Genomic DNA, 22423 nt, shown 5'->3' on the forward strand with positions numbered 1-22423 from the left:
GTTGTGTCAGGAAGTACTGGGTCAGGGAGTCGGGCGGCGCGCGCGCCTCTCGGGTGTTCCAGCACCCGGGAGAGCTGCCGTCCGGCTCCCGCTCTGCGTTATGGGGTTGTGGTGGGGCCGGATTCAGCAGGCCCGTTCTTCTTGATCGCCTTGTCGACGGCGTTCCAGCTCTTGCCGATCTCTCGGGCTACGTCAGCCACGGAGCCGAGTTCGGCCACGCCCTCGAGGAGGGCCTCGGCGCGGCGCTTGGCGGATTGGGAGACCTGCCGTCGGAGCTGTTCCAGCAGCTCGTCCTCGGCTCGTACCCGCTCGCGCCAGGGTTTCGCGTCCATCTCCCACACGCTATCCAACCCAGGGTTAGATCGCAAGAGGATCGCGCTCAACTCGACTTGCTGCGTGGCAGGTTGGCCTGCGTCGTGTTGACGGTGCGCATGACCTCGGCGGCATGCCGGGCACAGATGACCGCCTCGCCGTTCGGGTCGATCGCCTCGCCGGTGCAGCGGTTGCCGTACCGGTTCGTCATGCGGCAGGTGACGATTCGCTCGGGCATGACTCCTCCTTGGCGTCACGTATTTCGCATCGCTCGTCCTGGTCGATGAGTTCCTTCAGCGCGGCCCAGGTGGCCGGCGGGAACGAGCAGCCGCACCAGCGGCAGGACACGGCTGGCTCACCGGGGTAGCGGCGGAGGATCGCGCCGCAGAGGTTGCCGCTCACGTCGACGGCCGGGCAGGTACCGAGGCGAGTGCCCCGCTCGCCTGGCTCGGACGGGTTGACGATCGAGGCGACGTCGCGTTCGAGGTCGCGGATCTCCTCGGCGAACGCTCCGGCCAACGGCCAGCTGGCAGCGATCCATTCGAGGTTGATGGACAGCGCCCGGGCGGCGGTGAAGACGCGTCGTTCGATGTTTCCGGCGACGGCGGGTTCGCTCCATCCGCGGTCTGCCTGCATGGCGCTGCGCCAGTCCTCCAAGATGCCGACGATCCCGCCGGGGCCACGGAGGCTGAACACCGGCTCAGAGCAGGGGAGTGGTGCGTCCACAGCCTGTGTACGGCCTCCGCCGTCCCGCTGCCCGCCGGGCTGAAGGAAGGCCTCCAGTCCGGCGTACAGCTTCGGCATGCGGTCGAGGCGCCGAGCCGTGGCCAGGGTGCAGCCGGGGCACAGGTACCCGTCGGTCTCATTCCGCTCGCACAGGCCGCAGTCGTTCACATCCGCTCCGGGGCGGCGAGGGCGTCGCGCCAATCGCGGGTTGCGCTGCGTTTCGCCGCGGCCTGGATCTGGTGGTCAATGGCCTGTCGGTCGCGCCGGTCGTCGGCGTGCTGCCCGGCGATCTGGACGAGAAGCATGACGTAGCAGCCGATGGAGAAGCCGAGGCCGAGCAGTTGGATGTCGTGGTCGGACATGTCGGTGTCCTCCTGATCTAGAACGGGGGCTCGGGCTGGCCGGCGGCGGGCTGTGCGGGCTGGCCGTTTTGCGCAGGCCGGGCGCCACCCCATCCATCGCTCGACGCCTGGCCGCTGGCCTGCTGCCCGCCGCTGGTCTTCTTGGTGACGACGGCGGAGGCGTAGGTGAGGGACGGGCCGACCTCGTCGGCGTCGATCTCGAAGACGGTCCGCTTCACCTGCTCGCGGTCCTCATAGGACCGCTGCTTCAGCCGGCCCTGGACGATGACACGCACGCCGCGCCCGAGGGTCTCGGCGACGTTCTCCGCGGCCTGCCGCCACACGGAGCAGGTGAGGAACAGCGGCTCGCCGTCCTCCCACTGGTTGGTGGTCTTGTTGAAGTTCCGCGGGGTCGAGGCGATGCGGAACTTGGCGACCGCCACCCCGTTCGGGGTGAAGCGGAGTTCGGGGTCGTCGACGAGGTTGCCGACGATCGTGATGGTGGTCTCTCCAGCCATGGGGCCCTCCTGTGTGGTGTGCTGATCTGGAGGCTGGCCCGGTTCCCTCGGGCCGGCCGTTCGCGTGCGGGTCAGGCGTGGTCCTCGTACATCGCGCCGCTGAGGATGTCCTCCGCCATGGACTTGATGACGTCCCGGCGTGTGAGGGCCCCTTCGGCGGTGGGGGCGGGGTAGTCGGCGGGGAGCCCGCGTTCGACGGCGTCGACGACGTCGGTGACCGTGAAGGTGATCCCGCTGTGCGCCGCGAGACCGGCGACCTGCTCGACTGCGGTGTGGGTGCGGCCGATCAGGTCCGCCGCGAGGGACTGAAGATCCATGTTCCGTTCTCCTTGGTGGTGGTGGGACGCTGGGCGGGTGGCCGGGCCCGATATCCGCGGGCCCGGCCATGTCAGTCGGTGACGCCGACGCTGGCGAGGTACTCGGCGCGCTTGACGGGGTCCTGCATTTCGCGTGCGTCAGCCACCCACAGGGCATGCATCCGGGCGGCGTGGTCCTGGTGGTCGGCGCACAGCGTGATCCGAAGGGTGCTGACTTCGGTGGGACGCTGCTGGTCGATGGTGTTCCGGACCGCGATGACGCCAGGCTGGCCGCAACTGTTGTGGCCATGGCTGCATGTGCCGGTGCTGACCTCGATGGTCTGCACGATGAACCTGGTGTCGCGGTCGTCGCCCAGAGCGATGGTGGTCGTGGTCACGGTGTCTCCTTCTCGGGGTAGGCGCGGCGGTAGTTGAGCTGGCGGAGCTTGGCTGCGTGGCGGATGGCGAGGCCGCGTTTACGGGCGGCTGCGAGGGCTGCGCGCCGGCGCTTCTCGCGTTCGACCCGGGCCCGGGCGGCGGCGATCTTCTCGGCCACGAGGTCGTCGACGTTCACGGCGACCCCCAGCTGACGGCAGGCGGGGAGATCTCAAGGACCACGTTGTGGTCGTGGAGCTCGCGGAACTCGGATTCGGTGTAGACCGATCCGTCGTAGACGAAGGTCGGCTCGGGCCAGGTGTAGGGCAGACCGTCGCGACGCTCCTTGTTGGTGACGACCACGGCCCAGGCGACGATCGGGCAGCGCTCGAGATCCTGCTGCTCGCCGGTCCAGTCGAGGGTGACGGCCCATCCGGGCTCGGCCGGGGTGAGGGTGACGACGCTTCCGGCTGACAACTGCATGCCTTTCCTCCATTAATTCCATGCGATGGGGACGTACAGGGTGGGGAGTGGGGAGCAGGTGGCCACCCCTGGGTACTGATGTGATTACAGAGAGTTAGAGTTAGTTGAAAATGGGCTTACGGGGGAACCTGGAAGTAATCCCTGGCCTCATCACGCGGCACCCCGAGGCATGGAATTAATGGAGATAACCCGGCTCTCCACGCCCTGAACGTCCGGATGTGCCACGAACCGAGGCTTCTGCGGCCGCCCCTTCTGCCCCTCCTTCCGTTCCGGCGGGTCGATCTGCCGCAGCCACCCCACCTCCATGAGCACGTTGATCGCGTCGTCCACATCGGCCATCTCCGTGCACCAGGCCTGACCCCGAACGCCCTTCTCGACGTCCCCGGCGGAGAACCGGCCTTCAACTCCCTTGCGCCGCAGCCAGTCCAGGACGGCGCGGGCGGGCCCGAGCTTCGACTGCCGCTCGGACGACATCAGGTCGGACACCAGGCGCGCGTGCGCGATCAGGTACGGGACGAGCGAGACAGCGTCATCCATCACGTCACCGGGCACGATCTCGGCAGCCGGGTTCTCGAACAGGGTCAGGACCGCAGCGATCCGCAGGACCTGGCCGGGCAACTTCTTCGCCCAGCCCTCGATGGCTGCCAGGTCGCCATGCGCCTTGTGGCGCGGCTCGAGTGCCTCCCAGAACGAGCGGAACGACGCCTTCGCCGCCCGGTCGAGCTGCATCTCCCGGCATTCCTCGTCGTCCCAGATCGCAGCCATCATCGCCTTGATCCGAGCGCCCCACTCATGGCTCGTGCTGGGCGGAATCGGGTCCGTGTCGTACACGCGTTCCCCGACCCGGCTGGCAGGCATCGAGAACACGAACCGGGCCATGAGGCCACGGGCCTCGAACACGTCGCCGGTCTCGCCCATGCCCGTCAGGAAGCCGGGCTGTACGGCCAGGCCGAGGGACAGGTTCGGCCGTTCGAGGAGTAGAGGCCGGCCGCTCTTGCGGTTGACGGCGTGCGGCTCGTGGCTCCATGCCTTTAGCACGATCTCCGGGTTGGCGTTCTTGCTGTACCGACCGCCGACGTTGCCGAGGAACGAGCTCTCGGTGGAGAGCACTGCCAGGCGCTCGCCCTGCTCGGCGATCACGTCAGTCGCCGCTTCGGGCGTGGTGTCGTCGGCGATGAGCTGCGTGAACACCTTCGGCTCACCGAGGAGTTCGAGGTCGTCTCGCGCGGCGTCGAGGAGCGCGCGCATCGACTTCCGCTTGTCCGGGTCGCTGGCCTTGATGACCTTCGACTCGGCGTCGGACACGCAGGCCTCGGCGATGCGCCGGTCCTGCTGGTCGCGGGCGACAGCAGTCTTGTCTTCCTCGCGCCGCCGCTTCTGCTCCTCGAAGATCGGCTTGGCCATGAGGGACAGGGCCGGCGACTTCATTTCGCCGGGCGCCGCGACGGGCATCGTGTAGAGGGTGACGGGCTCGACCCAATCGGGCTTGGGGCTGACCGTGCGGCGCCCACCGATCGCGGTCGAGGCGACGGCCATACCGAGCCAGGCCGGGAGGTCGACGGGCACCTGCAGGCTGTCGGAGACGGCCTGGGCCATGCGTCCGATGCCGCGCAGTTTGGCGGCGTCCAGCGGTGGCGCGGGCGGAGGGTCCAAAGGCATGGGCTCGTCCCAGCCTTTGGCGTCCTCGGGGTGTATGCCGGTGTCCCATGAGGGCGCTTCGATGTTCGGTTTCCACTGGGGGGCGGTTGTCACTGCGTCACCGCCGGGTCGTCGGGGTGAGGGACGGGCGCCCACACCTGGTCGAATTCGGCGTCGCCGTGTCCCGCAGCGAAGTGGTCGGCGGCGTCCTTCCCCGTGCGGGCCTGGACGACGTACACGGAGCGAGCCACTTCGCGGAGGGTGTCGACGACCTGGATCGCGTGCTTCTGCCCGGGCTCGTCGCGGTCGGCGACGATGGTCACGTCGGCGCCTTCGAGGAACTGGGCGTGCTCTGCGGTCCAGCGGCCGGCCCCGGCGGCGTTGCAGGTGGCGACCAGGCCGTGGTCGACGAGGGCGTGGACGTCCTTTTCGCCTTCGGCGATCCAGATGACCCGGTCGGCGACCTTCGCGGTGAGGATCTCGGGCAGCCGGTACGGGACGGTACGGACGAGCCGGTTGCCGTGCTTGTCGTTGAGGGACCAGCGGCGCCCCGACTTGGCGCCGGTGTCGGGTCGCCACTGGGCAAAGCACTTGTGGTCGCACCGGGTTACGCCGTGGACCGTGGTGCCGTTCTCGTCGCGGTAGACGTATTGGGCGACACGCTTGTGGCCGCGCTCTCCGCACGGGATCCACGTGTCGTCAGCGGGTCGAGCGCGTGCCCGTTCGAGCAGCGGCTCGTCGAACAGGTCGGCTTCCGTCCAGCCGATCGCGGCGAGGAAGTCAGCGTTGCCCTGGCACTTGTGGCAGTACACGACGGCACAGCCGCTGCCGTGGCGGATCGCCACGGTGCTGGGAGAGTCACCGCCGTGACAGAGTCCGACGGTGCGCAGCGCGCCACCCTGGTAACGAGTGGGCGCGCCCATGTCACGGAGCAGATCCGCGAGCCGGTTGAAGGCGATGCTGTCGTTCACGAACGGGGGCTCTCTTCTGCGAGCTGGGGCATGGAAGTTCGTGGTCGGTGGGCGCACCCCCAGTGCGCCCACCCGACGGTCATGCGGCGATCTCGTCGGCCATCGCGGCGATGGCGTTGCACCAGCGGCGTGCCGCGGCGCGCACGCACTTGGCGGACGGTTGCGCCTCCAGATCGGCGCGGACCGCGCCGAGGGTGACGTGGAACCGGGCCTGCTCGGCAGCGAGCCGGAGGTGCTGCTCGGCCTGGTCGTCGAGGTCCGCACGGACCGCGCCGAGCGTCACGTGAAAGCGGGCCTGCTCAGCCTGGTCGTCGACCTGCTCGAGGTCGATCGGCTCGTCGACGGGCCAGCGACCGGGCTCGTGGTTCTGTTCCGTGGTCACGCTGCCTCCCGGTTCTCGGCGGGCTGGGTGAATGCGGCGCGGATGATGACACGCTGCTCGTCGGTCAGGGGCGGCGCCTCGGACACAAGGCGGTCGATCCGCTCCCAGTAGCCCGGCGGGCGGGCGGGGCGGGAGGCCTTCTCGTGCTCGCTCACTTCGCCTCCCAGTAGATGGGCCAGCCCGGTCCGGGCGGGGTCTCGGGCTTGCCCTGCAGGGCGTTCGGAGTGTGGGCCGGACAGCGGTAGCCCGGGACGTACAGGCGGACGCCGTCGACCTGCTTGCAGTGCTGGCCCTGCATGCCGTCCCATTGGCGGCATTCGCGCCAGGCCGGGCGGCCGGGGGACTCGATGCCCCCGGCCGCCGCGGCGTTCGTTGTGGCGGTCACCGCAGCGCCTCGCGGATGTTGAGCCCGCGGGTGTCGACGACGATCTCGTCCTCGTCGCGCTGGGTGTTGATCGCGAGCATGTGCGCGGGCGGTACCTCGCAGACCCAGAGGCCTCCGAGGGTCCGGCCGGTGACCTTGCCGCCCGCGTACTTGGCGGCGACGGAGATGCTGTAGGTCCAGGACCAGTCGGTGCGCCGCTCGGGTACAGAGCCGCGGTACAGGCGCATCGGTTCCGACGGGCGGGCCTTACGTTCGTCGGCGGTGAACCCGGCCACGTCGAAGAGCCAGCGCCACTCGTCGTGGCTGAGTTCCTGGTCCGGCCGGTCGGCCATGGACCAGACGCTGCCGATGAGTCCGGCAAGAGTCAGGTCGCTGATCTTCTTCTCGGTGTACGCGGTGGCCAGCAGCCACGGGCCGCTATCGCGTCCCCCTCGGTTGATCAGCTGCATGAGCTGCTCCCCGGTGAGGGTGTCGGAGTCGAGGATCGCGTCATAGGAGGCGTTGGCGAGCGCGCTCATGCCTGCGCCTCCTGCAGGACTTCGAAGGGCTCGGGCAGCGGCGTCATGTCGACACCCAGTGCCCGGCAGATCAGGTAGCGGGTGAAGAAATCCCGCTCGAACTCGGTGCGGTCCGGCGACAGCAGCAGCGAGATCCGCCCGCCGCGCACCACGACGGCGCCGTAGAACTCCCGGTCGGTGATCTCCGACTCGTATAGGGCCACGTCGTACCGGGAGAGCAGCGTCTCGACCGGGGTGTCGAAGATGGCGTCGATGGTGATAGCGGGCTGGCCGCTGGTGGTCGCCGGCGTCGTTGCCGTAACGTTGGACATGAGCGTTCCTTCGATCTGCTGAGATCTGTTGAGTTGCTCGACAGGCGGCGCCGGCTGGTACCCGGCGCTGTCGTCGTTTGCGGCGGTAGCCGCACGGGCGGTCATGCCGCCTCATCAGGCGCGACGTCGGCGATCTGACAGCCGAGCGCGTCGGTGATCTTCTTCAGGGTTTCGGGGCGGGGTTGACGCTGCCCGTTCTCAATGCGGCTGAGCGCGGGCCCGCTGATTCCGGCGATGGCCGCGAAGCGGTTCATGCCATGCCCGAGCGCGATCCGGCGTCGACGGATCAGAAGTCCGTTCGTCTTCATGGTCCGGAACGGTACCCGCCATCTGGGCTCGATGCCAAGTGTTGACGCCAGAATCTTTGGAAACGTAGGCAAGTTGTAGCCAAAGTGCACGGTGACGTAGCCAGAGTGGTGGACACGAGCCGGTGTCGATGCCAAAGTCGTAGGCTGTGAGCGTTGCCAATCAATGACAGGAGCGCGTGATGTCCCTGACGCGGGATCCCAACGCTTGGAGCCGGCTAGGTTTCAAGATCCGCGAGGCGAGGGAGTCGCTCGGCTACAGCCGCAAGAGGCTCAGCGAGATTGCTGGAGTCTCTGAGAAGAGCATTCAGATTGCCGAGGAGGGCAGAACGCCCCGGGCTAGGTGGCCGCAATCGCTTACCTTGATTGAGGAAGCGATCGGGTGGGCGCGGGGCAGCATGGAGCAGATCCTCGAGGGCGGCGAGCCGAGGATTGCGATGAGCCAAGAGGCCCTTTTCTCGGAGCCGGGTGCGGCAACCCTGAGCGACCCACGGCTCCACAACGTGGATGAGGAACTCGTTCTATCCGGCTACATGGCCGAGGACAGTTTCGTCCGCCAAATGAAACGCAAGAGGAAAGCTCTTTCGCTGTCTCAGGAAGATCTTGCGCAGCGAGTTAGGGAGCTCGGCGGGAACCTTCAGCAGCAAGTCCTCGCTCAGATCGAAGGAGGTGTGCGCGCGGTTAGGCCGGCAGAGGCGGAGTTGCTGGCCGAGGCGCTAGGAACCACGGTTCTGGACCTTGTGGGGTCCGCCTTCTCGGGCACGGACGAGCGGATGAAAGTAGTTCCCGCAGAAGACGAGCTCGCCGTCGAGGCAAAGGCTATCGAGCGGCGCATTTCGGCAGCTGGCGCGGAGGTGAATGCAGCTGTTCGCGATGTTCATGCAGCGCGCGAGAGGCTAGACTTTGCCGAAATGCGCCTCCGTCAATCCAGGGCGATGCAAATGGAACTTGAGAGGCAGTACCACTACCTGCTCGGACGTATCGATGCACTCCGCGCCGCACGAGGTGACGAGGAGATCATGCGGGTAAGCGTGCAGGCTCAAAATGGTTAGTGGCAAGCCTTCCGTTTCCACTCAGTCTCGATGGTCTCGTAGTCGAAGTAGCCGCCGTCGGGCATTCGGCCCGGCCGGGCCGGCCGCACGGTGACCGACAGCAGCGCGCGCAGTACCGACCTGCGGCGCTCGAGCTCCAGTGCCTTCCATGCCTTGCCCACGTCGGGTGCGCCGACCAGGCCGACGAGCGGGTCCACCTGTGCGGCCCGCGCCAGCTGCTGGGTGACCCCGTCAAGTTGGGCCCGGGCAGTGTCGCTGCCTTCGGTGAACTGGGCGATATCGATCTGCCCCGCGCCGAACAGCGCGGCCAGGTCGGTGAGCCGGCGCCGGATCTGCTCGCTCTCCACCTGCAGCCGCGCGGCGTCCACGTCGTTCGGCCCGGGCAGCAAGAGCTCGTGCGCGTCGTCGCGTGACAGGCGTTCGACGATGAGGTCCTCGATGTACTCGTCGAGCTTGTCCGCCCTGCGGCCGCCGCCGTGCTGGGTCGGGCACCGGTAGCTGGGCCGGTTCGCCCCGCCCGCCTTCGTGCACTTCAGTGTTCTCGTGCACCCGTCGACGCCGCACCGGTAGATCATCGAGCCGAACCATTTCGGGGTGGGCCCTGGGGTGGTGCGCCGGTTGGGGTCATCCAGGATCGCCACGACGCCGCGGAAGCGCGCCTCGTCGACGATCGACTCCCAGGCGCCACGGCCGATCTCCTCGCCCCTGTACACGGCGATTCCGGCGTTCCTCGGGCGCGCCAGCAGGTCGCGGGCCTGGCTCTCGGGGATCGGATTGCCGCGCGTGGACTTGAAGCCCTTGTCAGTGAGCCACTTCGTGAAGGCACGGATCGATCCGCCGGACAGGATCAGGTCCGTGCCATGCTCGATCGCTGCGGCCTCCTCTGGAACGAGCCTGGCCATGTCGAGGACGGGCACCTCAGTCTCGTTGCCGTCCTTGTCGAGCTTCTTCTCCGTCTCGCCAGTCGGCACGCCCCAGCCGAACGGGCGGATCCCGCCGCCCCAGGCGCCGGCCTTCGCCTTCTGCTGCCGGGCCCGGGCGACACGCTCGGCTTTGTGCTCGGATTCATGCCGGGCGACGGCGCCGAGGATGCGCGCGGTCATCCTGCCGGACGGTGTCGACAGATCGATCGGCCCGGCCTGGCAGGTGTGGGTGTTGATGCCCCGCCGCTCAGAGAGATCGATGTACTCCTCGAGCTCGGTGGGAGAGCGGTGGAGCCGGTCGGTGTGCCAGGCAATGACGACCGTGGCCTGCCCCTGGTCGAGGTCTTGGAGCATCCGGCGGTAGCCGGGTCTCGGCTTGCCGCTGTACGCGGACAGATCGTTGTCGACGTACACCTCGACGACATCCCAGCCGTTGCGTTCGGCGAGGGCCTCGCAGTCCTCGCGCTGCCGGTCGACGCCGAGGTGAGCGCCGGTCCGGTCCTGACTGATACGGACGTAGATGACTGCCCGTGTGCGCTGACCGGCAGGCGTGTTGACCGTCTTCATGGTCTGAGTGTGCCGCAATAGCGGTGTCTTATCCACAGGTTCGGGAAGACGACCCTTCTGTCGACCTTGCTGGGTCTGGTCGGTGAGGGCGAACGGATCGTCCTCGCCGAGGACTCGGCAGAGCTGCGGCCCGACCACCCGCACGTGGTGCGGCTGGAGTCCCGCCCGGCCAATCAGGAAGGTGTGGGCCGGGTCACCCTCCGGGACCTGGTGCGCCAGGCGCTGCGCATGCGCCCGGACCGGCTGGTGGTGGGCGAGGTGCGGGGTGCCGAAGTCACCGATCTGCTGGCCGCGTTGAACACCGGGCACGAGGGCGGCTGCGGCACCGTGCATGCCAATACGGCCGGCGATGTGCCTGCACGGCTGGAGGCCCTGGGCACGGCCGCCGGTCTCGACCGGGCCGCGCTGCACAGCCAGTTGGCCGCCGCATTGTCGGTGGTGGTTCATCTTGTGCGGGGCCGGGACGGTCGTCGCCGGATTGCCGAGGTCCAGGTGCTCGAGCGGGATGCGGCGGGGCTGGTGGTGACCGTTCCCGCGTTGCGGTGGGACGCCGCGGGCTTTGCGCGGGAGCAGGGCTGGGAGCGGCTGCGCCGGCTGATCGGGGGCGCGTGGTGACCGGGGTGGCCCTGTGCGCCGCGGTCTGCGCGGGAGTCGCGGCATGGATGTCGGGGGGCGGGGAGCGGGGCGAGCGCCGGGCCGGGCTGGTGCTTGCGCACGGCGGCGGGGCGGAGTCCGTGGCCGGGTGGGACCGGGAGCGGGCGCGACGTGCGGTGCGGCGGATTCGTCGGGAATGGCTGTGTCTTCCCGTGGGTCTGCTGCTCGCGGTGCTCGGCCGGTCCGTGCTTCCGCTGGTCCTGGGCGCTGTCGCGGTGCCGCTGCTGGGCCGACGGCTGCGGGCCGTGGAACGGAAGCGGGCGACGGAGGGCAAGGCGGATGCGGTGATCGCGCTCTGCGTCGGCGTCGCGGGCGAGTTGCGGGCCGGGCGTCAGCCCGGGCAGGCGCTGTTGAGCGTCGCACGGGCCACAGGGGCGCTGGGCGCGGCCGAAGCCGCGGTGCTTGCGGCCGCGCGGTTCGGCGGCGATGTGCCCGCGGAGTTGCGACGAGCCGCCCGTGATCCCGGTGCTGCCGGACTGGCCGGACTCGCCGCCTGCTGGCTGGTGTCCGTGGACGGAGGGGCGGGGCTGGCGTCCGGTCTCGACCGTCTGGAGGCCGCACTTCGCGCCGAGCGCGATCAAAGGGAAGGTCTGCGAGCTCAATTGGCCGGGGCCTGGTCGACGGTCCTGGTGCTGGCGCTGCTGCCGGTGGTGGGACTGGCCCTCGGCTGGGCGCTGGGAGCCGATCCGCTGCGGGTGCTGCTGCACACCCCTGTAGGGGTCGGTTGCCTGTTGACGGGTGGGCTGCTCGAGGCCGCCGGGGTGTGCTGGGCGGCGCGGATCGTGCGAGCGGGGGAGCGGCCGTGATCGGTGAGTTCAGCCGGCTCCCCGGGGCGGTCCTCGTGGCGGCCGCAATGGCCTGGCTCGTCTATGTGACGACGGAGTGGCGGCGCGCGCGGCAGGTGCGCAGACGGATCACGGCTCTACTGGCGGTGGAGTACCGGAGACGGCCCAGGCGGGCGTACCCGTACGGGGCGTGGGGCCGGCAATGGGCGCCCCCGGCGGGTGTGCTGCTCGTCGGCTTGGTCCTGGTGGGCGGCGTGACGGGATGTCTGCTCGGTACCGCCGGGGCGTACGGCCTCTGGCGGTGGCAGCGGGGACGGATGCGTGACGCGGCGGAGGGCGAGGACTCGTCCTCGGCGCAACTGCCACTGGCGGCCGACCTGCTGGCGGCCTGTGCCTCTGCCGGCGCCGGGCCGCGCGAGGCCGCCGAAGCCGTGGGCGAGTCGTTGGGAGGCCCGGTCGGTGACCGTCTCGCGCGAACGGCTGCGGAACTGCGGCTCGGCAGCGAACCCGCCCTGGCTTGGGGGAGGTTCGGGGAGATACCGGGGGCGGCAGCGCTGGCCCGCTGTCTGGAGCGGGCCGGTTCATCGGGTGCGCCGGCGGCGGAGCCGGTTGCGCGGCTGGCCGCGGGGCTGAGGGCAGAGCGGGCCAGGGGTGCCGCGGCACGGGCCCAGCGCGCCCAGGTGCTGATCACGGCTCCGGTGGGGCTCTGTTTTCTGCCTGCGTTCCTCGCCATCGGGGTGGCCCCGGTGGTGGTCGGCCTCGCGAGCGGACTGCTGGGCGGGCAGCCGGGATGACGACCGAAGCGGCAACTGCAGCGAAAATCGAGGGAGTTGGCATGAGGTTCATGGCGCGTATGGCGGAGTGGGCGGCTCGGGTGCGGCTGGCTCGGCCATGGCCGGCTCGGGTGCGGATGCGTACCGATGCGGGGATGACCACGTCGGAGTATGCGATGGGAACGATCGCGGCGTGTGCCTTCGCCGCGGTGCTCTACAAGGTGGTGACCAGCGGGACGGTCTCGAAGGCGCTCGAGTCGGTGATCGGCAGGGCTCTCGATGCGCAGTTCTGACCCCGCGGTTGAGCCGACGCACCGTTTCGGCCCTGTGGTTGATCCTGTGGGCGGGCCGGCGCCGCCGAACGACCGGGGCTCCGTGACGGCGGAGGCGGCGGTGGCCGTTCCGGCACTGGTGGTGTTCACCATGGCGCTGGTCTGGGCACTGATGGCGGCGTCCATGCAGATTCAGTGTGTGGACGCCGCCAGGGCCGGGGCGCGGGCGGCCGCAAGGTCGGAGCCGGAACCGGCCGCGCTTGCCGCAGCCCGGTCGGCTGCCCCGCGCGATGCCCGTGTCTCGCTCGGGCGGGACGGCGACCTCTGGCGGGTACGGGTGGAGGCACCCGCACCGGGACCGGGGGCGCTGGCACTGACCCTGACCGCGGAGGCCGCCGCGCTCGCGGAGGACACCGTGGGGAGAGACACGCCGTGAGGTCGGGGCGCGACCGGGGATCGGCGACCGTTTGGGTGGCCATGGCGACGTGCGCGATATGCGTGGTCTTCGCGGTGGTCCTGGCCCTGGGGCAGGCGGTTGTCGCCCGCCACCGCGCCGGTGCCGCGGCCGATCTGGCGGCGCTTGCCGCGGCGGACCGTGCGCTGGAGGGGGCGGGGCCCGCCTGCGACGCGGCAGCCAGGGTCGCCCGCGCCCAGGGGGCGCTGATGGTCGGATGCGCGGTGGATGGCGAAGTCGCCGATGTGACGGCCGGCGCGGCATTCGGACCGTATGCACCGGAAGTCAGATCCCGTGCCGGGCCCCCGGATGCCCGTACGAGTCCCCCGGACGGCCCAGTGGCCGGCAACTGAATTCGCCGGCCGATTCCCCGGGCCTCAGGCGCCTCGTTCGGCGCCGGGCCCGGTGCGTCTGATGGGGGACTCGGGCACGGCTGGATCCGATGCGGCCGGTTCCGGCCCCTGGGGGACCTCGTCCGGGTCCTCCGGGACCGGGGCCTCCCTGAGGAGCACCGTCAGCAGGCGGACGGCGGCGCGCTTGTGCAGTGGTTCATTGCCGTTGCCGCACTTGGGTGACTGGATGCACGACGGGCAGCCCGCCTCGCACTCGCACGAGGCGATGGCTTCACGGGTCGCGGTCAGCCACTCACGTGCGGTGTGGAAGGCCCGCTCGGCGAAGCCCGCACCGCCCGGGTGACCGTCGTAGACGAAGACGGTCGGCAGCAGGGTGTCCGGATGCAGTGGGACGGAGACCCCGCCGATGTCCCAGCGGTCGCAGGTGGCGAAGAGCGGGAGCATCCCGATGGATGCGTGCTCGGCCGCGTGCAGGGCACCGCCCAGCTGCTCCGGGTTCACCCGTGCGGCCTCCAGCTGGTCCTCGGTGACCGTCCACCAGACGGCCCTGGTGCGCAGGGTGCGCGGCGGCAGGTCGAGCCTGGTCTCGCCGAGCACCTCGCCGGTGATCAATCTGCGGCGGAGGAAGGAGACGACCTGGTTGGTGACCTCGACGGAGCCGTAGCAGAGGCGACCGGCGCCCCAGGGGATCTCGGTGTCCGTGTCCAGGACGGAGATGGAGGTGGTGTCGCGGGCGGTGGTGGAATACGACGGGTTGGCCTCCTCGACGAGGGCGACCGAATCCTCCAGGTCCAGCTTTTTCACCAGGTACGTACGGCCCTGGTGGAGATGGATGGCCCCGTCGTGGACGGCGGCGTGCGAAGCGGGCTCGTCGACCGTCCCGAGCAGACGGCCGGTCGCTGCCTCGACGATCTGTACCGGGCGTCCCCCCTCGCCCCGGATGTCGGTCAGATCGGCGGCCCGCTCACGACGGGTCCAGTACCAGCCGGCGGCGCGCCTGCGCAGCAGCCCTGCGCTCTCCAGCTGTGGCAGCAGCTCGGGCACGGCGGGCCCGAAGAGGGCCAGGTCGTCCTCCGTGAGCGGCAGCTCGGCGGCGGCTGCGCAGAGGTGCGGGGCGAGCACATAGGGGTTGTCCGGATCGAGGACGGTGGACTCGACAGGCTGCTGGAAGAGCGCCTCGGGGTGGTGGACGAGAAAAGTGTCCAGCGGGTCGTCGCGGGCGACCAGGACGGCCAGGGCGCCCTGTCCCGAGCGTCCGGCCCGCCCCGCCTGCTGCCAGAGCGAGGCGCGGGTGCCCGGGTAGCCCGCGATGACGACCGCGTCCAGTCCGGACACGTCCACCCCGAGCTCCAGGGCGGTCGTGGCGGCAAGCCCGAGCAGCTCACCGGAGTGCAGGGCACGCTCCAGCGCACGGCGCTCCTCGGGCAGATAGCCGCCCCGGTAGGCGGCGACCCTGCGGGCGAGGGAGCGGTCGACCTCGGCGAGGCGTTCCTGGGCGATGACGGAGATCAGCTCCGCGCCGCGCCGGGAGCGTACGAACGCGACCGTGCGGACGCCCTGGACGGTCAGATCGGTCAGGAGGTCGGCGGTCTCGGCGGTGGCGGTCCTGCGCACCGGGGCGCCCTTCTCGCCGTGCAGCTCGGTGAGCGGGGGCTCCCAGAGGGCGAAGACGAGTTCGCCACGGGGTGAGGCGTCGTCGGAGACCTCCGTGACGGGCAGACCGGTGAGGCGGCGGGCCGCATGGGCCGGCTCCGCGGCGGTGGCGGAGGCGAGGAGGAAGACGGGGTCGGCGCCGTAGCGGGCGCATACACGGCGCAGCCGGCGCAGGACCTGGGCGACATGGGAGCCGAAGACACCCCGGTAGGTGTGGCACTCGTCGATGACGACATAGCGCAGGGAGCGCAGGAAGGAGGACCAGCGGGGGTGCGAAGGGAGTATTCCGCGATGGAGCATGTCGGGGTTGGTGAGCACGTAGTTCGCGTACTGGCGGACCCATTCGCGCTCCTCGACGGGCGTGTCCCCGTCGTACACGGCCGGACGCACACGGTTTCCGAGTGGGGCGGCGAGTTCCTTCACGGCGCGCCGCTGGTCGGCGGCGAGGGCCTTGGTGGGGGCGAGATAGAGGGCCGTGGTGCCCCGTCCCCCGGCCGCCTCGGCGCCGTCGAGCAGTGTGCTGAGCACCGGCGCCAGATAGGCCAGGGACTTGCCTGAGGCGGTGCCGGTGGCAATGACGACCGACTCGCCGTCCAGCGCGTGCTCGGCGGCCGCTGCCTGGTGGGCCCAGGGGTGCTCGATGCCCGCCTGCTGGACGGCGTCGATCACTTCCGCTCGGATGCGATGGGGCCAGACTGCATGGCGACCCGGCCTGGGGGGCAAGTGCTCCGTATGAGTGATGCGCGCAGCCCGGCCCGCCCCCGCGGTGAGCCGGTCGAGGACCGTACCGGGGGAGGGGCGGGTTTCCCCGTTCTCCGGGGGTCGTCTGGAACGGTGATTCTTGGCCATCGGCACCGAGTGTGTCACCGGCGTGACGGACAATGGTCCCAAGGCGTCGTGCATGGCTGCTGGTAAGTGATTGAATGCCATCGCGGCTGGCGATGCGCCCCCTGGCTCCGTCGGGGAGACCCGAGGGGCGACCGCTCGATAGCAAGGTGCTGGAGGATCCGTGGACCTGTCCCTGTCGACTCGCAATGTGTCCGGCCCTGGTGGCGACCGTACGGTCGTCGAGGTCGGTGGCGAGATTGATGTGTATACCGCGCCCAAGCTGCGCGAGCAGTTGGTCGAGTTGGTGAACGACGGCAGCTACCACCTGGTTGTCGACATGGAGGGTGTGGACTTCCTCGACTCGACCGGCCTCGGCGTGCTGGTGGGCGGTCTCAAGCGTGTGCGTGCGCACGAAGGCTCGTTGCGCCTGGTCTGCAACCAGGAGCGAATTCTCAAGATCTTCCGGATCACTGGTCTGACCAAGGTGTTCCCCATCCACACCACGGTCGAGGAGGCCGTCGCGGCGACCGACTGAGTCCGCTGGTGGGCTCCGGACCGTTCGGTAGAGGTCCGGAGCTTCCGGGGTGCGCCGGGAAGACCGGAGAGCGCCGGAGGAAGGTCAGGGTTCCCGGGCGCAAGCCCGGGCCCTTGAGATGCACACTCGCACGCTCGTACGTCCGAGGGGGACCGCATGGCCACCGTTGAACTGCGCTTCAGTGCCCAGCCCGAACACGTCAGGACGGCCCGTCTCGTGGCTGCTGCCGTGGCGCGCCGGGCCGGGGTCGACGAGGCCGTGCTGGACGAGGTCAGGCTCGCCGTGGGCGAGGCCTGCAGCCGCGCGGTCGGTCTGCACCGCAGCTATGGCATCACCGACCCCGTACGGGTGGTCCTGATCGAGGAGGAGAAGAGCTTCTCGATCGAGGTCGTCGATGAGGTTCCCGGTGTCGGAGCGGGCGCGAATGCCTCCGGTGGCGCTGCAGGTTCCGGTTCCGCGGAGGGGCCCGACGACACGGACGGCGACGGTGAGGACCAGATGGGGCTCGCTGTGATCAGTGGCCTCGTCGACGATGTCGAGGTGACGTCAGGCGACGGTGGTGGCGTCATCCGGATGAGTTGGCCCACCAATCCGGCCACGGTCGTGGAATGACCGGTTGACGCCGGGCCGTCGACCGTTTGACCGGACGGCTGTGCGACACCGAGGTGGCGGCGCTCGTCCGCCTCTCCGAGGGGCCCTGCTGAGCAGGGCCTTTTTCATTTCCACGGATCATGGTTAGGGCGTCAATGCTTTTGCCCCGTTACCGCTTTCGGTGGCAATCCTGGAACGCGATCTTTTGCTGAGGAGCAGCCGAAGGTCAATTCCATTTGTCGCGCCCTGTTTTGATCAGGTTCCGCTCCCTACAATCCGTCCACATCTTGAGCTCTGAGCGTCAAGGAGGACGAATGGCGGGGCTCTTCAACCCACACCTGACCGATCAACCTACTTCTCTTGCTGCCGCGGTACTCACGGATGACAATCGAATGATCGTCATTGTCATCGCGGCGGTTGCACTGGCGGCGCTGATCGTCGCCCAGCTGCTGGTACGACAAGTGCTCGCGGCCGGTGAAGGCACCGATTCAATGAAGAAGATCGCGGCTGCCGTCCAGGAAGGCGCGAATGCCTATCTGGCCCGGCAGTTGCGCACGCTCGGCATCTTTGCCGTCGTGGTCTTCTTCCTGCTGATGTTGCTGCCGGCCGACAACTGGTCCCAGCGCGTGGGACGTTCTGTGTTCTTCCTGGTGGGTGCGCTGTTCTCGGCGGCCACCGGATACATCGGCATGCGTCTTGCCGTAAGGGCCAATGTGCGTGTGGCAGCGGCGGCGCGTGAGGCGACCCCGGCGGAGGGCGAGCCGGCAAAGGATCTGACGGCCGTCGCGCACAAAGCCATGAAGATCGCTTTCCGCACGGGCGGCGTGGTCGGCATGTTCACGGTGGGCCTCGGCCTGCTCGGTGCCTCCTGCGTGGTCCTCGTCTACGCCGCGGACGCCCCCAAGGTCCTCGAGGGCTTCGGTCTCGGTGCCGCACTGATCGCCATGTTCATGCGTGTCGGCGGCGGCATCTTCACCAAGGCCGCGGACGTGGGCGCCGACCTCGTCGGCAAGGTCGAGCAGGGCATTCCGGAGGACGACCCGCGCAACGCCGCCACCATCGCCGACAACGTCGGCGACAACGTCGGCGACTGCGCCGGCATGGCGGCCGACCTGTTCGAGTCGTACGCCGTCACGCTCGTCGCCGCACTCATCCTCGGCAAGGCCGCCTTCGGTGATCTGGGTCTGGCCTTCCCGCTGATCGTCCCGGCGATCGGCGTGGTCACCGCGATGATCGGTATCTTCGCGGTCGCCCCGCGGCGCGCCGACCGCAGCGGAATGACCGCCATCAACCGAGGCTTCTTCATCTCCGCGGTGATCTCGCTCGCCCTCGTGGCCGTTGCCGTGTACGCCTACCTGCCGTCGTCGTACGCGGCGCTGGACGGCGTCTCCGAGGCCGCGATCCTGAACCACGACGGCGATCCGCGCATCCTCGCGCTCGTGGCCGTGGCCATCGGTATCGTGCTCGCCGCCCTGATCCAGCAGCTGACCGGGTACTTCACCGAGACGAACCGACGCCCTGTCCGCGACATCGGCAAGTCGTCGCTGACCGGTCCGGCCACCGTGGTGCTCGCCGGTATCGCCATCGGCCTCGAATCGGCCGTCTACACGGCGCTGTTGATCGGCCTCGGTGTGTACGGGGCGTTCCTGCTCGGCGGTACGTCGATCATGCTGGCGCTGTTCGCGGTGGCGCTGGCCGGCACCGGACTCCTCACCACCGTCGGGGTCATCGTCGCCATGGACACCTTCGGCCCGGTCTCCGACAACGCGCAGGGCATCGCCGAGATGTCCGGCGATGTCACGGGCGCGGGTGCGCAGGTCCTCACCGACCTCGACGCCGTCGGCAACACCACCAAGGCAATCACGAAGGGCATCGCCATCGCGACCGCGGTTCTCGCCGCGGCCGCGCTCTTCGGCTCGTATCGCGACGCCATCGCCACCGCGGTCGCCGAGGTCGGCGCCACGGCCGGGGAGATGTCCCTGAGCCTGGACATCTCGCAGCCCAACAACCTCGTGGGCCTGGTCCTCGGCGCGGCCGTTGTGTTCCTCTTCTCCGGGCTGGCGATCAACGCGGTTTCGCGGTCGGCGGGTTCGGTGGTCTACGAGGTGCGACGGCAGTTCCGCGAGCACCCCGGGATCATGGACTACACCGAGAAGCCGGAGTACGGACGCGTCGTCGACATCTGCACCAAGGACGCGCTGCGCGAGCTGGCCACGCCGGGTCTGCTCGCCGTGATGGCACCGATCGCCATCGGCTTCACCTTCGGAGTCGGCTCGCTGGGTGCGTATCTCGCGGGTGCCATCGGCACCGGCACGCTGATGGCCGTCTTCCTCGCCAACTCCGGTGGCGCGTGGGACAACGCCAAGAAGCTGGTCGAGGACGGTCACCATGGCGGCAAGGGCAGCGAAGCCCATGCCGCAACGGTCATCGGCGACACGGTGGGCGACCCGTTCAAGGACACCGCGGGCCCCGCGATCAACCCGCTGCTCAAGGTGATGAACCTGGTGGCACTGCTGATCGCGCCCGCGGTCGTGCAGTTCAGCTACGGCGACGACGCCAACCCGACCGTACGGGCCGTGGTCGCGGCACTGGCGATCCTGGTCATCGTCGTCGCCGTGTACGTATCGAAGCGGCGTTCAGTCGCCGTAGGTGACGAAGACAACGCCGCTGAGCGATCGGCGAAGTCACCGGACCCTGCGGTCGTTTCGTAGGGAGACGTCTCTCCCCGGCGAAACACCTGTTCAAAGCACGGGCGGGCGGCGCGGATTGACGCGTCGTCCGCCCGTTCGCGCATCTGCGCGCGGTCTCGCAGCAAGCCCTGGTGAGAGCCTTCTCTCCCTTGGTGCAAATGGCTGCAATGACCTACATACTGGACGCCTGTCATGCGATTGTCGTCCACTTGGCGTGTATGTTCCGGGGCCGAGAGCCTTGGAAGGGACCGATCCGGTGAAGGTGAAGAAGAATCTTGCGGCCGCGCTGTCCGGCGGCGCGGTACTGATGCTCGCGCTGTCGGGCTGCACCAGCGACGACAGCGACGACAAGGTGGGGGCCTGGGCCAAGACGGTCTGCGACCAGGCCCAGCCGCAGATCCAGAAGAGGGCCGACGCCCAGCAGGCGATCATCTCGACCGCCGCGGACGGCAAGCCGGCCGATATCCAGGCCGCCGACTCGAAGGCCTTCCAGGACATCGCCTCCGCCAACAAGGCCCTGGCCAAGGCGGTACAGGATGCCGGAGCTCCGCCGGTCGACAACGGCGAGACGCTCCAGCAGGACGCGGTCAAGGAACTCAACGCCACGTCCACGGCGTATCTCCAGCTGAAGAAGCAGGTCGACGCGCTCGATCCGAAGGACCAGCAGGACTTCGCCGACGGCCTGCAGGACGTCGCGGACGGTCTGGCGAAGATCGAGAAGATCGACCAGGACGCGCTGGCGAAGCTGCAGTCGGGACAGTTGGGTCAGGCGATGGCGAAGCAGCCCGGCTGCCAGAAGGTCAAGCCGTCGGTGACGGCGACGTCGAACCCGGGCTCGGGTGCCTCGAAGCCTGCGACCGCCCCTTCGAAGCCTCCGGCCAAGCCGTCGAACGCGACCGGGCCGTCCAAGTCCGCGGGCACGCAGAAGCCGTCGGGCGAGTAGTCCACGCCCGGACCATCCGGCGGGTGGTCCGCAGGTTGTCGGGCGGGTGGTCCGCAGGTTGTCGGGCGGGTGATTCGCGCACGCTCGTCGGGCGGCGCTGGTCCATCACGTCACCTCGTCAGCCCCCGGCCAACCCATTGACCCTTCACGCTGTCACCCGGGCCCCGAGCGGCCCGGGTGACAGCGTTGTGCGTCCCGGTGCCATGGTGCGCGCGGCACGGGAGGCTGCCATGGGTCGCGGGGGGAGAATGGGGGCGTGAGTACGACCATGCCTGCCGCAGGCATCCCCGCCCCCGACCAGTCCGCCCGGTTGCGTGCCGCCCTGCTCGCAGCCGAGTTCACGGCCGACGGGCTGCTCGAACTGCTCGGTGCGCCCGCGTACGCGGCGCTGGCCCGCAGCGAGACCGTCCCCGCGCTGCGCGCCACCCGAGGGGAGTCGCCCCTCGAGACGCTCGTACGGCTGTTCCTCCTGCAGCGGACGGTGTCCTACGACCGTGCCCGTGCCGCACTCCCTGTCGACGAGGCGCTTGCCGACGGCTGGCTGGCCAAGGGCGACGACGGCGTGCGTGCAACAGTGGACATCCGGCCCTACGGCGGCCCCGAGGGGGAGGACTGGTTCATCGTCTCCGATCTGGGCTGCGCCGTCGGCGGGGCCGGTGGCGCGAGCGGCCGGGGCGAGGGCGTGGTGCTCGGCGTCGGAGGCGCCTCCACCACCCTCGCCGGGATCACCGTCAGGACACCGGTGGCCTCGGCCCTCGACCTGGGGACGGGCTCGGGCATCCAGGCCCTGCACGCCGGCCGCCATGCCACCCGCGTCACCGCCACCGACCTGAACCCGCGGGCGCTGGCCTTCACCCGTCTCACCCTCGCACTGTCCGGTGCTCCCGATGCCGAGTTGCGCGAGGGCTCCCTGTTCGAACCGGTCGCATCGGAGACCTACGACCTGATCGTCTCCAATCCTCCCTTCGTCATCTCTCCAGGCGCCCGTCTGACCTACCGGGACGGAGGGATGGGCGGGGACGACCTGTGCCGCTCGCTCGTCCAGCAGGCGGGGGAGCGGCTGAACGAAGGGGGGTTCGCACAGTTCCTCGCCAACTGGCAGCACGTGGAAGGGGAGGACTGGCAGGAGCGCGTGCGCTCCTGGGTGCCCCGCGACTGCGACGCCTGGATCGTGCAGCGCGAGGTGCAGGACGTGACGCAGTACGCCGAGCTGTGGCTCAGGGACAGTGGGGACCACCGCACCGCCCCCGAGGAGTACGCGGCGCGGTACGACGCATGGCTGGACGAGTTCGAGGCGCGCGGGACCAAGGCGGTCGGTTTCGGCTGGATCACCCTCCGGAAGTCCGGGTCGGCGCAGCCGTCGATCGTCGTGGAGGAGTGGCCGCACCCCGTTGAGCAGCCCCTCGGCGAGACCGTGAGAGCCCACTTCGAGCGGCAGGACTATCTGCGGATGCGCGACGACGCTGCGCTGCTCGCCGACGCCTTCGTACTCGGCCCGGAGATCGTGCAGGAGCAGGTCGGTCTGCCCGGTGCGGAGGACCCCGAGCACGTCGTTCTCCGGCAGAACCGGGGCATGCGCCGCGCCACCAGGGTCGACCACATCGCCGCGGGCTTCGCCGGGGTCTGTGACGGGACGCTCAGTGCCGGGCGGATCCTCGATGCCATCGCCCAGCTCGTGAGCGAGGACCCGGTGCTGCTCCGCGACCGTACGCCGCAGGCGATCAGGCTGCTCGTGGAGGAAGGTTTCCTGGAGCCGGTGCCGACTCGCGGATAGCGGTCGTTCGCCACC

At 69.5% G+C, this 22423-nt stretch carries 30 protein-coding genes and 1 pseudogene; 12 read left to right on the forward strand and 19 right to left on the reverse strand.

The genetic code is table 11. The annotated features are described in order from the left end of the window. Positions 1–98: 98 nt before the first annotated feature. The 17 genes from AC068D_RS32370 to AC068D_RS32450 form a co-directional block, all read right to left on the reverse strand. On the reverse strand, positions 99–332 hold the full coding sequence (locus AC068D_RS32370) for a hypothetical protein (RefSeq protein WP_478826702.1): 234 nt from the start codon (positions 330–332) through the stop codon (positions 99–101). Positions 333–379: 47 nt separating this feature from the next. Continuing rightward, the gene (locus AC068D_RS32375) at positions 380–550 is read right to left on the reverse strand and encodes a hypothetical protein (protein WP_478826703.1); all 171 of its coding nucleotides are present in this window, start codon (positions 548–550) and stop codon (positions 380–382) included. Then, on the reverse strand, positions 520–1206 hold the full coding sequence (locus AC068D_RS32380) for a hypothetical protein (protein ID WP_478826704.1): 687 nt from the start codon (positions 1204–1206) through the stop codon (positions 520–522). Before AC068D_RS32380 ends, AC068D_RS32375 begins: the two co-directional genes overlap by 31 nt. Then, entirely contained in the window at positions 1203–1400 is a 198-nt protein-coding gene (locus tag AC068D_RS32385; protein ID WP_478826705.1) for a hypothetical protein, read from the reverse strand. Before AC068D_RS32385 ends, AC068D_RS32380 begins: the two co-directional genes overlap by 4 nt. A gap of 17 nt (positions 1401–1417) precedes the next feature. Continuing rightward, the gene (locus tag AC068D_RS32390; RefSeq protein ID WP_478826706.1) at positions 1418–1897 is read right to left on the reverse strand and encodes a single-stranded DNA-binding protein; all 480 of its coding nucleotides are present in this window, start codon (positions 1895–1897) and stop codon (positions 1418–1420) included. Positions 1898–1968: 71 nt separating this feature from the next. Next, positions 1969–2214 carry a hypothetical protein gene (locus tag AC068D_RS32395; RefSeq protein ID WP_478826707.1) on the reverse strand — a complete coding sequence of 82 codons (246 nt, stop codon included), beginning with the start codon at positions 2212–2214 and terminating at the stop codon, positions 1969–1971. 71 nt (positions 2215–2285) lie between these two features. Next, positions 2286–2591 (reverse strand): hypothetical protein, encoded by a 306-nt coding sequence (locus AC068D_RS32400; protein ID WP_478826708.1) that lies wholly within the window; start codon positions 2589–2591, stop codon positions 2286–2288. Continuing rightward, positions 2588–2767, reverse strand: a complete 180-nt coding sequence (locus tag AC068D_RS32405; RefSeq protein WP_478826709.1) for a hypothetical protein — start codon at positions 2765–2767, stop codon at positions 2588–2590. The genes AC068D_RS32400 and AC068D_RS32405 overlap by 4 nt, the downstream gene beginning before the upstream one ends. Beyond that, entirely contained in the window at positions 2764–3051 is a 288-nt protein-coding gene (locus tag AC068D_RS32410; protein ID WP_478826710.1) for a hypothetical protein, read from the reverse strand. The genes AC068D_RS32405 and AC068D_RS32410 overlap by 4 nt, the downstream gene beginning before the upstream one ends. Before the next feature lie 150 nt (positions 3052–3201). Continuing rightward, positions 3202–4803 carry a YfjI family protein gene (locus tag AC068D_RS32415; RefSeq protein ID WP_478826711.1) on the reverse strand — a complete coding sequence of 534 codons (1602 nt, stop codon included), beginning with the start codon at positions 4801–4803 and terminating at the stop codon, positions 3202–3204. After that, complete coding sequence (locus AC068D_RS32420) at positions 4800–5660, reverse strand: toprim domain-containing protein (RefSeq protein ID WP_478826712.1); 861 nt, start codon at positions 5658–5660, stop codon at positions 4800–4802. Before AC068D_RS32420 ends, AC068D_RS32415 begins: the two co-directional genes overlap by 4 nt. 79 nt (positions 5661–5739) lie before the next feature. Then, the gene (locus AC068D_RS32425) at positions 5740–6042 is read right to left on the reverse strand and encodes a hypothetical protein (RefSeq protein ID WP_478826713.1); all 303 of its coding nucleotides are present in this window, start codon (positions 6040–6042) and stop codon (positions 5740–5742) included. Continuing rightward, on the reverse strand, positions 6039–6197 hold the full coding sequence (locus AC068D_RS32430) for a hypothetical protein (RefSeq protein ID WP_478826714.1): 159 nt from the start codon (positions 6195–6197) through the stop codon (positions 6039–6041). The genes AC068D_RS32425 and AC068D_RS32430 overlap by 4 nt, the downstream gene beginning before the upstream one ends. Further along, positions 6194–6427 carry a hypothetical protein gene (locus AC068D_RS32435; RefSeq protein ID WP_478826715.1) on the reverse strand — a complete coding sequence of 78 codons (234 nt, stop codon included), beginning with the start codon at positions 6425–6427 and terminating at the stop codon, positions 6194–6196. Before AC068D_RS32435 ends, AC068D_RS32430 begins: the two co-directional genes overlap by 4 nt. Continuing rightward, positions 6424–6945 carry a hypothetical protein gene (locus tag AC068D_RS32440; RefSeq protein ID WP_478826716.1) on the reverse strand — a complete coding sequence of 174 codons (522 nt, stop codon included), beginning with the start codon at positions 6943–6945 and terminating at the stop codon, positions 6424–6426. The genes AC068D_RS32435 and AC068D_RS32440 overlap by 4 nt, the downstream gene beginning before the upstream one ends. Beyond that, positions 6942–7256, reverse strand: a complete 315-nt coding sequence (locus AC068D_RS32445; protein ID WP_478826717.1) for a hypothetical protein — start codon at positions 7254–7256, stop codon at positions 6942–6944. Before AC068D_RS32445 ends, AC068D_RS32440 begins: the two co-directional genes overlap by 4 nt. A 101-nt stretch (positions 7257–7357) precedes the next feature. Continuing rightward, entirely contained in the window at positions 7358–7564 is a 207-nt protein-coding gene (locus tag AC068D_RS32450; protein WP_384851579.1) for a helix-turn-helix domain-containing protein, read from the reverse strand. A 179-nt stretch (positions 7565–7743) separates the two neighbouring features. Here AC068D_RS32450 and AC068D_RS32455 point away from each other — a divergent pair, with 179 nt between their 5' ends. Further along, on the forward strand, positions 7744–8613 hold the full coding sequence (locus AC068D_RS32455; protein WP_478826718.1) for a helix-turn-helix domain-containing protein: 870 nt from the start codon (positions 7744–7746) through the stop codon (positions 8611–8613). Here AC068D_RS32455 and AC068D_RS32460 read toward each other — a convergent pair. After that, a complete protein-coding gene (locus AC068D_RS32460) occupies positions 8610–10103 on the reverse strand; it encodes a recombinase family protein (protein ID WP_478826719.1) in 1494 nt (497 codons plus the stop codon). The two genes, AC068D_RS32455 and AC068D_RS32460, sit on opposite strands and share 4 nt — an antisense overlap. A gap of 42 nt (positions 10104–10145) precedes the next feature. Between AC068D_RS32460 and AC068D_RS32465 the strand changes: the two are divergent. The 6 genes and pseudogenes from AC068D_RS32465 to AC068D_RS32490 form a co-directional block, all read left to right on the forward strand. Next, positions 10146–10718 (forward strand): annotated as a pseudogene (locus AC068D_RS32465) (ATPase, T2SS/T4P/T4SS family); the annotation flags it as partial. A 47-nt stretch (positions 10719–10765) separates the two neighbouring features. Next, the gene (locus tag AC068D_RS32470; RefSeq protein WP_478826822.1) at positions 10766–11563 is read left to right on the forward strand and encodes a type II secretion system F family protein; all 798 of its coding nucleotides are present in this window, start codon (positions 10766–10768) and stop codon (positions 11561–11563) included. After that, positions 11560–12336 carry a type II secretion system F family protein gene (locus tag AC068D_RS32475; RefSeq protein ID WP_478826720.1) on the forward strand — a complete coding sequence of 259 codons (777 nt, stop codon included), beginning with the start codon at positions 11560–11562 and terminating at the stop codon, positions 12334–12336. Before AC068D_RS32470 ends, AC068D_RS32475 begins: the two co-directional genes overlap by 4 nt. 59 nt (positions 12337–12395) lie before the next feature. After that, a complete protein-coding gene (locus AC068D_RS32480) occupies positions 12396–12608 on the forward strand; it encodes a DUF4244 domain-containing protein (protein WP_478826823.1) in 213 nt (70 codons plus the stop codon). 82 nt (positions 12609–12690) lie between these two features. After that, the gene (locus tag AC068D_RS32485; RefSeq protein ID WP_478826824.1) at positions 12691–13023 is read left to right on the forward strand and encodes a TadE family type IV pilus minor pilin; all 333 of its coding nucleotides are present in this window, start codon (positions 12691–12693) and stop codon (positions 13021–13023) included. Positions 13024–13064: 41 nt separating this feature from the next. Beyond that, positions 13065–13394, forward strand: a complete 330-nt coding sequence (locus tag AC068D_RS32490) for an Rv3654c family TadE-like protein (protein ID WP_478826721.1) — start codon at positions 13065–13067, stop codon at positions 13392–13394. A 24-nt stretch (positions 13395–13418) separates the two neighbouring features. On the opposite strand, the gene AC068D_RS32495 is transcribed toward AC068D_RS32490, so the two are convergent. Next, the gene (locus AC068D_RS32495; RefSeq protein ID WP_478826722.1) at positions 13419–15977 is read right to left on the reverse strand and encodes a DEAD/DEAH box helicase; all 2559 of its coding nucleotides are present in this window, start codon (positions 15975–15977) and stop codon (positions 13419–13421) included. A gap of 79 nt (positions 15978–16056) precedes the next feature. On the opposite strand from AC068D_RS32495, the gene bldG reads away from it, so the two are divergent. From bldG to AC068D_RS32520, 5 genes are all read left to right on the forward strand, one after another. Continuing rightward, complete coding sequence (bldG, locus tag AC068D_RS32500) at positions 16057–16410, forward strand: anti-sigma factor antagonist BldG (protein ID WP_078075833.1); 354 nt, start codon at positions 16057–16059, stop codon at positions 16408–16410. A 156-nt stretch (positions 16411–16566) separates the two neighbouring features. After that, a complete protein-coding gene (locus AC068D_RS32505) occupies positions 16567–17022 on the forward strand; it encodes an ATP-binding protein (RefSeq protein WP_478826723.1) in 456 nt (151 codons plus the stop codon). Positions 17023–17315: 293 nt separating this feature from the next. Continuing rightward, complete coding sequence (locus tag AC068D_RS32510; protein WP_478826724.1) at positions 17316–19712, forward strand: sodium-translocating pyrophosphatase; 2397 nt, start codon at positions 17316–17318, stop codon at positions 19710–19712. Positions 19713–19953: 241 nt separating this feature from the next. Further along, positions 19954–20634, forward strand: a complete 681-nt coding sequence (locus tag AC068D_RS32515; protein WP_478826825.1) for a small secreted protein — start codon at positions 19954–19956, stop codon at positions 20632–20634. 256 nt (positions 20635–20890) lie between these two features. Next, on the forward strand, positions 20891–22408 hold the full coding sequence (locus AC068D_RS32520; protein ID WP_478826725.1) for a DUF7059 domain-containing protein: 1518 nt from the start codon (positions 20891–20893) through the stop codon (positions 22406–22408). The last annotated feature ends 15 nt before the right edge of the window (positions 22409–22423 follow it).

The organism is Streptomyces sp. NPDC043861, assembly GCF_056435905.1.

What these genes read in the sequence shown, in the direction of transcription:
- AC068D_RS32410 (WP_478826710.1), bottom strand. Translation starts at nt 3,051, where the DNA reads ATGCAGTTGTCAGCCGGAAGCGTCGTCACCCTCACCCCGGCCGAGCCC.
- AC068D_RS32455 (WP_478826718.1), top strand. Translation starts at nt 7,744, where the DNA reads ATGTCCCTGACGCGGGATCCCAACGCTTGGAGCCGGCTAGGTTTCAAG.
- AC068D_RS32370 (WP_478826702.1), bottom strand. Translation starts at nt 332, where the DNA reads ATGGACGCGAAACCCTGGCGCGAGCGGGTACGAGCCGAGGACGAGCTG.
- AC068D_RS32460 (WP_478826719.1), bottom strand. Translation starts at nt 10,103, where the DNA reads ATGAAGACGGTCAACACGCCTGCCGGTCAGCGCACACGGGCAGTCATC.
- AC068D_RS32450 (WP_384851579.1), bottom strand. Translation starts at nt 7,564, where the DNA reads ATGAAGACGAACGGACTTCTGATCCGTCGACGCCGGATCGCGCTCGGG.
- AC068D_RS32395 (WP_478826707.1), bottom strand. Translation starts at nt 2,214, where the DNA reads ATGGATCTTCAGTCCCTCGCGGCGGACCTGATCGGCCGCACCCACACC.
- AC068D_RS32470 (WP_478826822.1), top strand. Translation starts at nt 10,766, where the DNA reads ATGTCGGGGGGCGGGGAGCGGGGCGAGCGCCGGGCCGGGCTGGTGCTT.
- AC068D_RS32375 (WP_478826703.1), bottom strand. Translation starts at nt 550, where the DNA reads ATGCCCGAGCGAATCGTCACCTGCCGCATGACGAACCGGTACGGCAAC.
- AC068D_RS32490 (WP_478826721.1), top strand. Translation starts at nt 13,065, where the DNA reads ATGGCGACGTGCGCGATATGCGTGGTCTTCGCGGTGGTCCTGGCCCTG.
- AC068D_RS32510 (WP_478826724.1), top strand. Translation starts at nt 17,316, where the DNA reads ATGGCGGGGCTCTTCAACCCACACCTGACCGATCAACCTACTTCTCTT.
- AC068D_RS32390 (WP_478826706.1), bottom strand. Translation starts at nt 1,897, where the DNA reads ATGGCTGGAGAGACCACCATCACGATCGTCGGCAACCTCGTCGACGAC.
- AC068D_RS32440 (WP_478826716.1), bottom strand. Translation starts at nt 6,945, where the DNA reads ATGAGCGCGCTCGCCAACGCCTCCTATGACGCGATCCTCGACTCCGAC.
- AC068D_RS32495 (WP_478826722.1), bottom strand. Translation starts at nt 15,977, where the DNA reads ATGGCATTCAATCACTTACCAGCAGCCATGCACGACGCCTTGGGACCA.
- AC068D_RS32385 (WP_478826705.1), bottom strand. Translation starts at nt 1,400, where the DNA reads ATGTCCGACCACGACATCCAACTGCTCGGCCTCGGCTTCTCCATCGGC.
- AC068D_RS32445 (WP_478826717.1), bottom strand. Translation starts at nt 7,256, where the DNA reads ATGTCCAACGTTACGGCAACGACGCCGGCGACCACCAGCGGCCAGCCC.
- AC068D_RS32480 (WP_478826823.1), top strand. Translation starts at nt 12,396, where the DNA reads ATGGCGGAGTGGGCGGCTCGGGTGCGGCTGGCTCGGCCATGGCCGGCT.
- AC068D_RS32505 (WP_478826723.1), top strand. Translation starts at nt 16,567, where the DNA reads ATGGCCACCGTTGAACTGCGCTTCAGTGCCCAGCCCGAACACGTCAGG.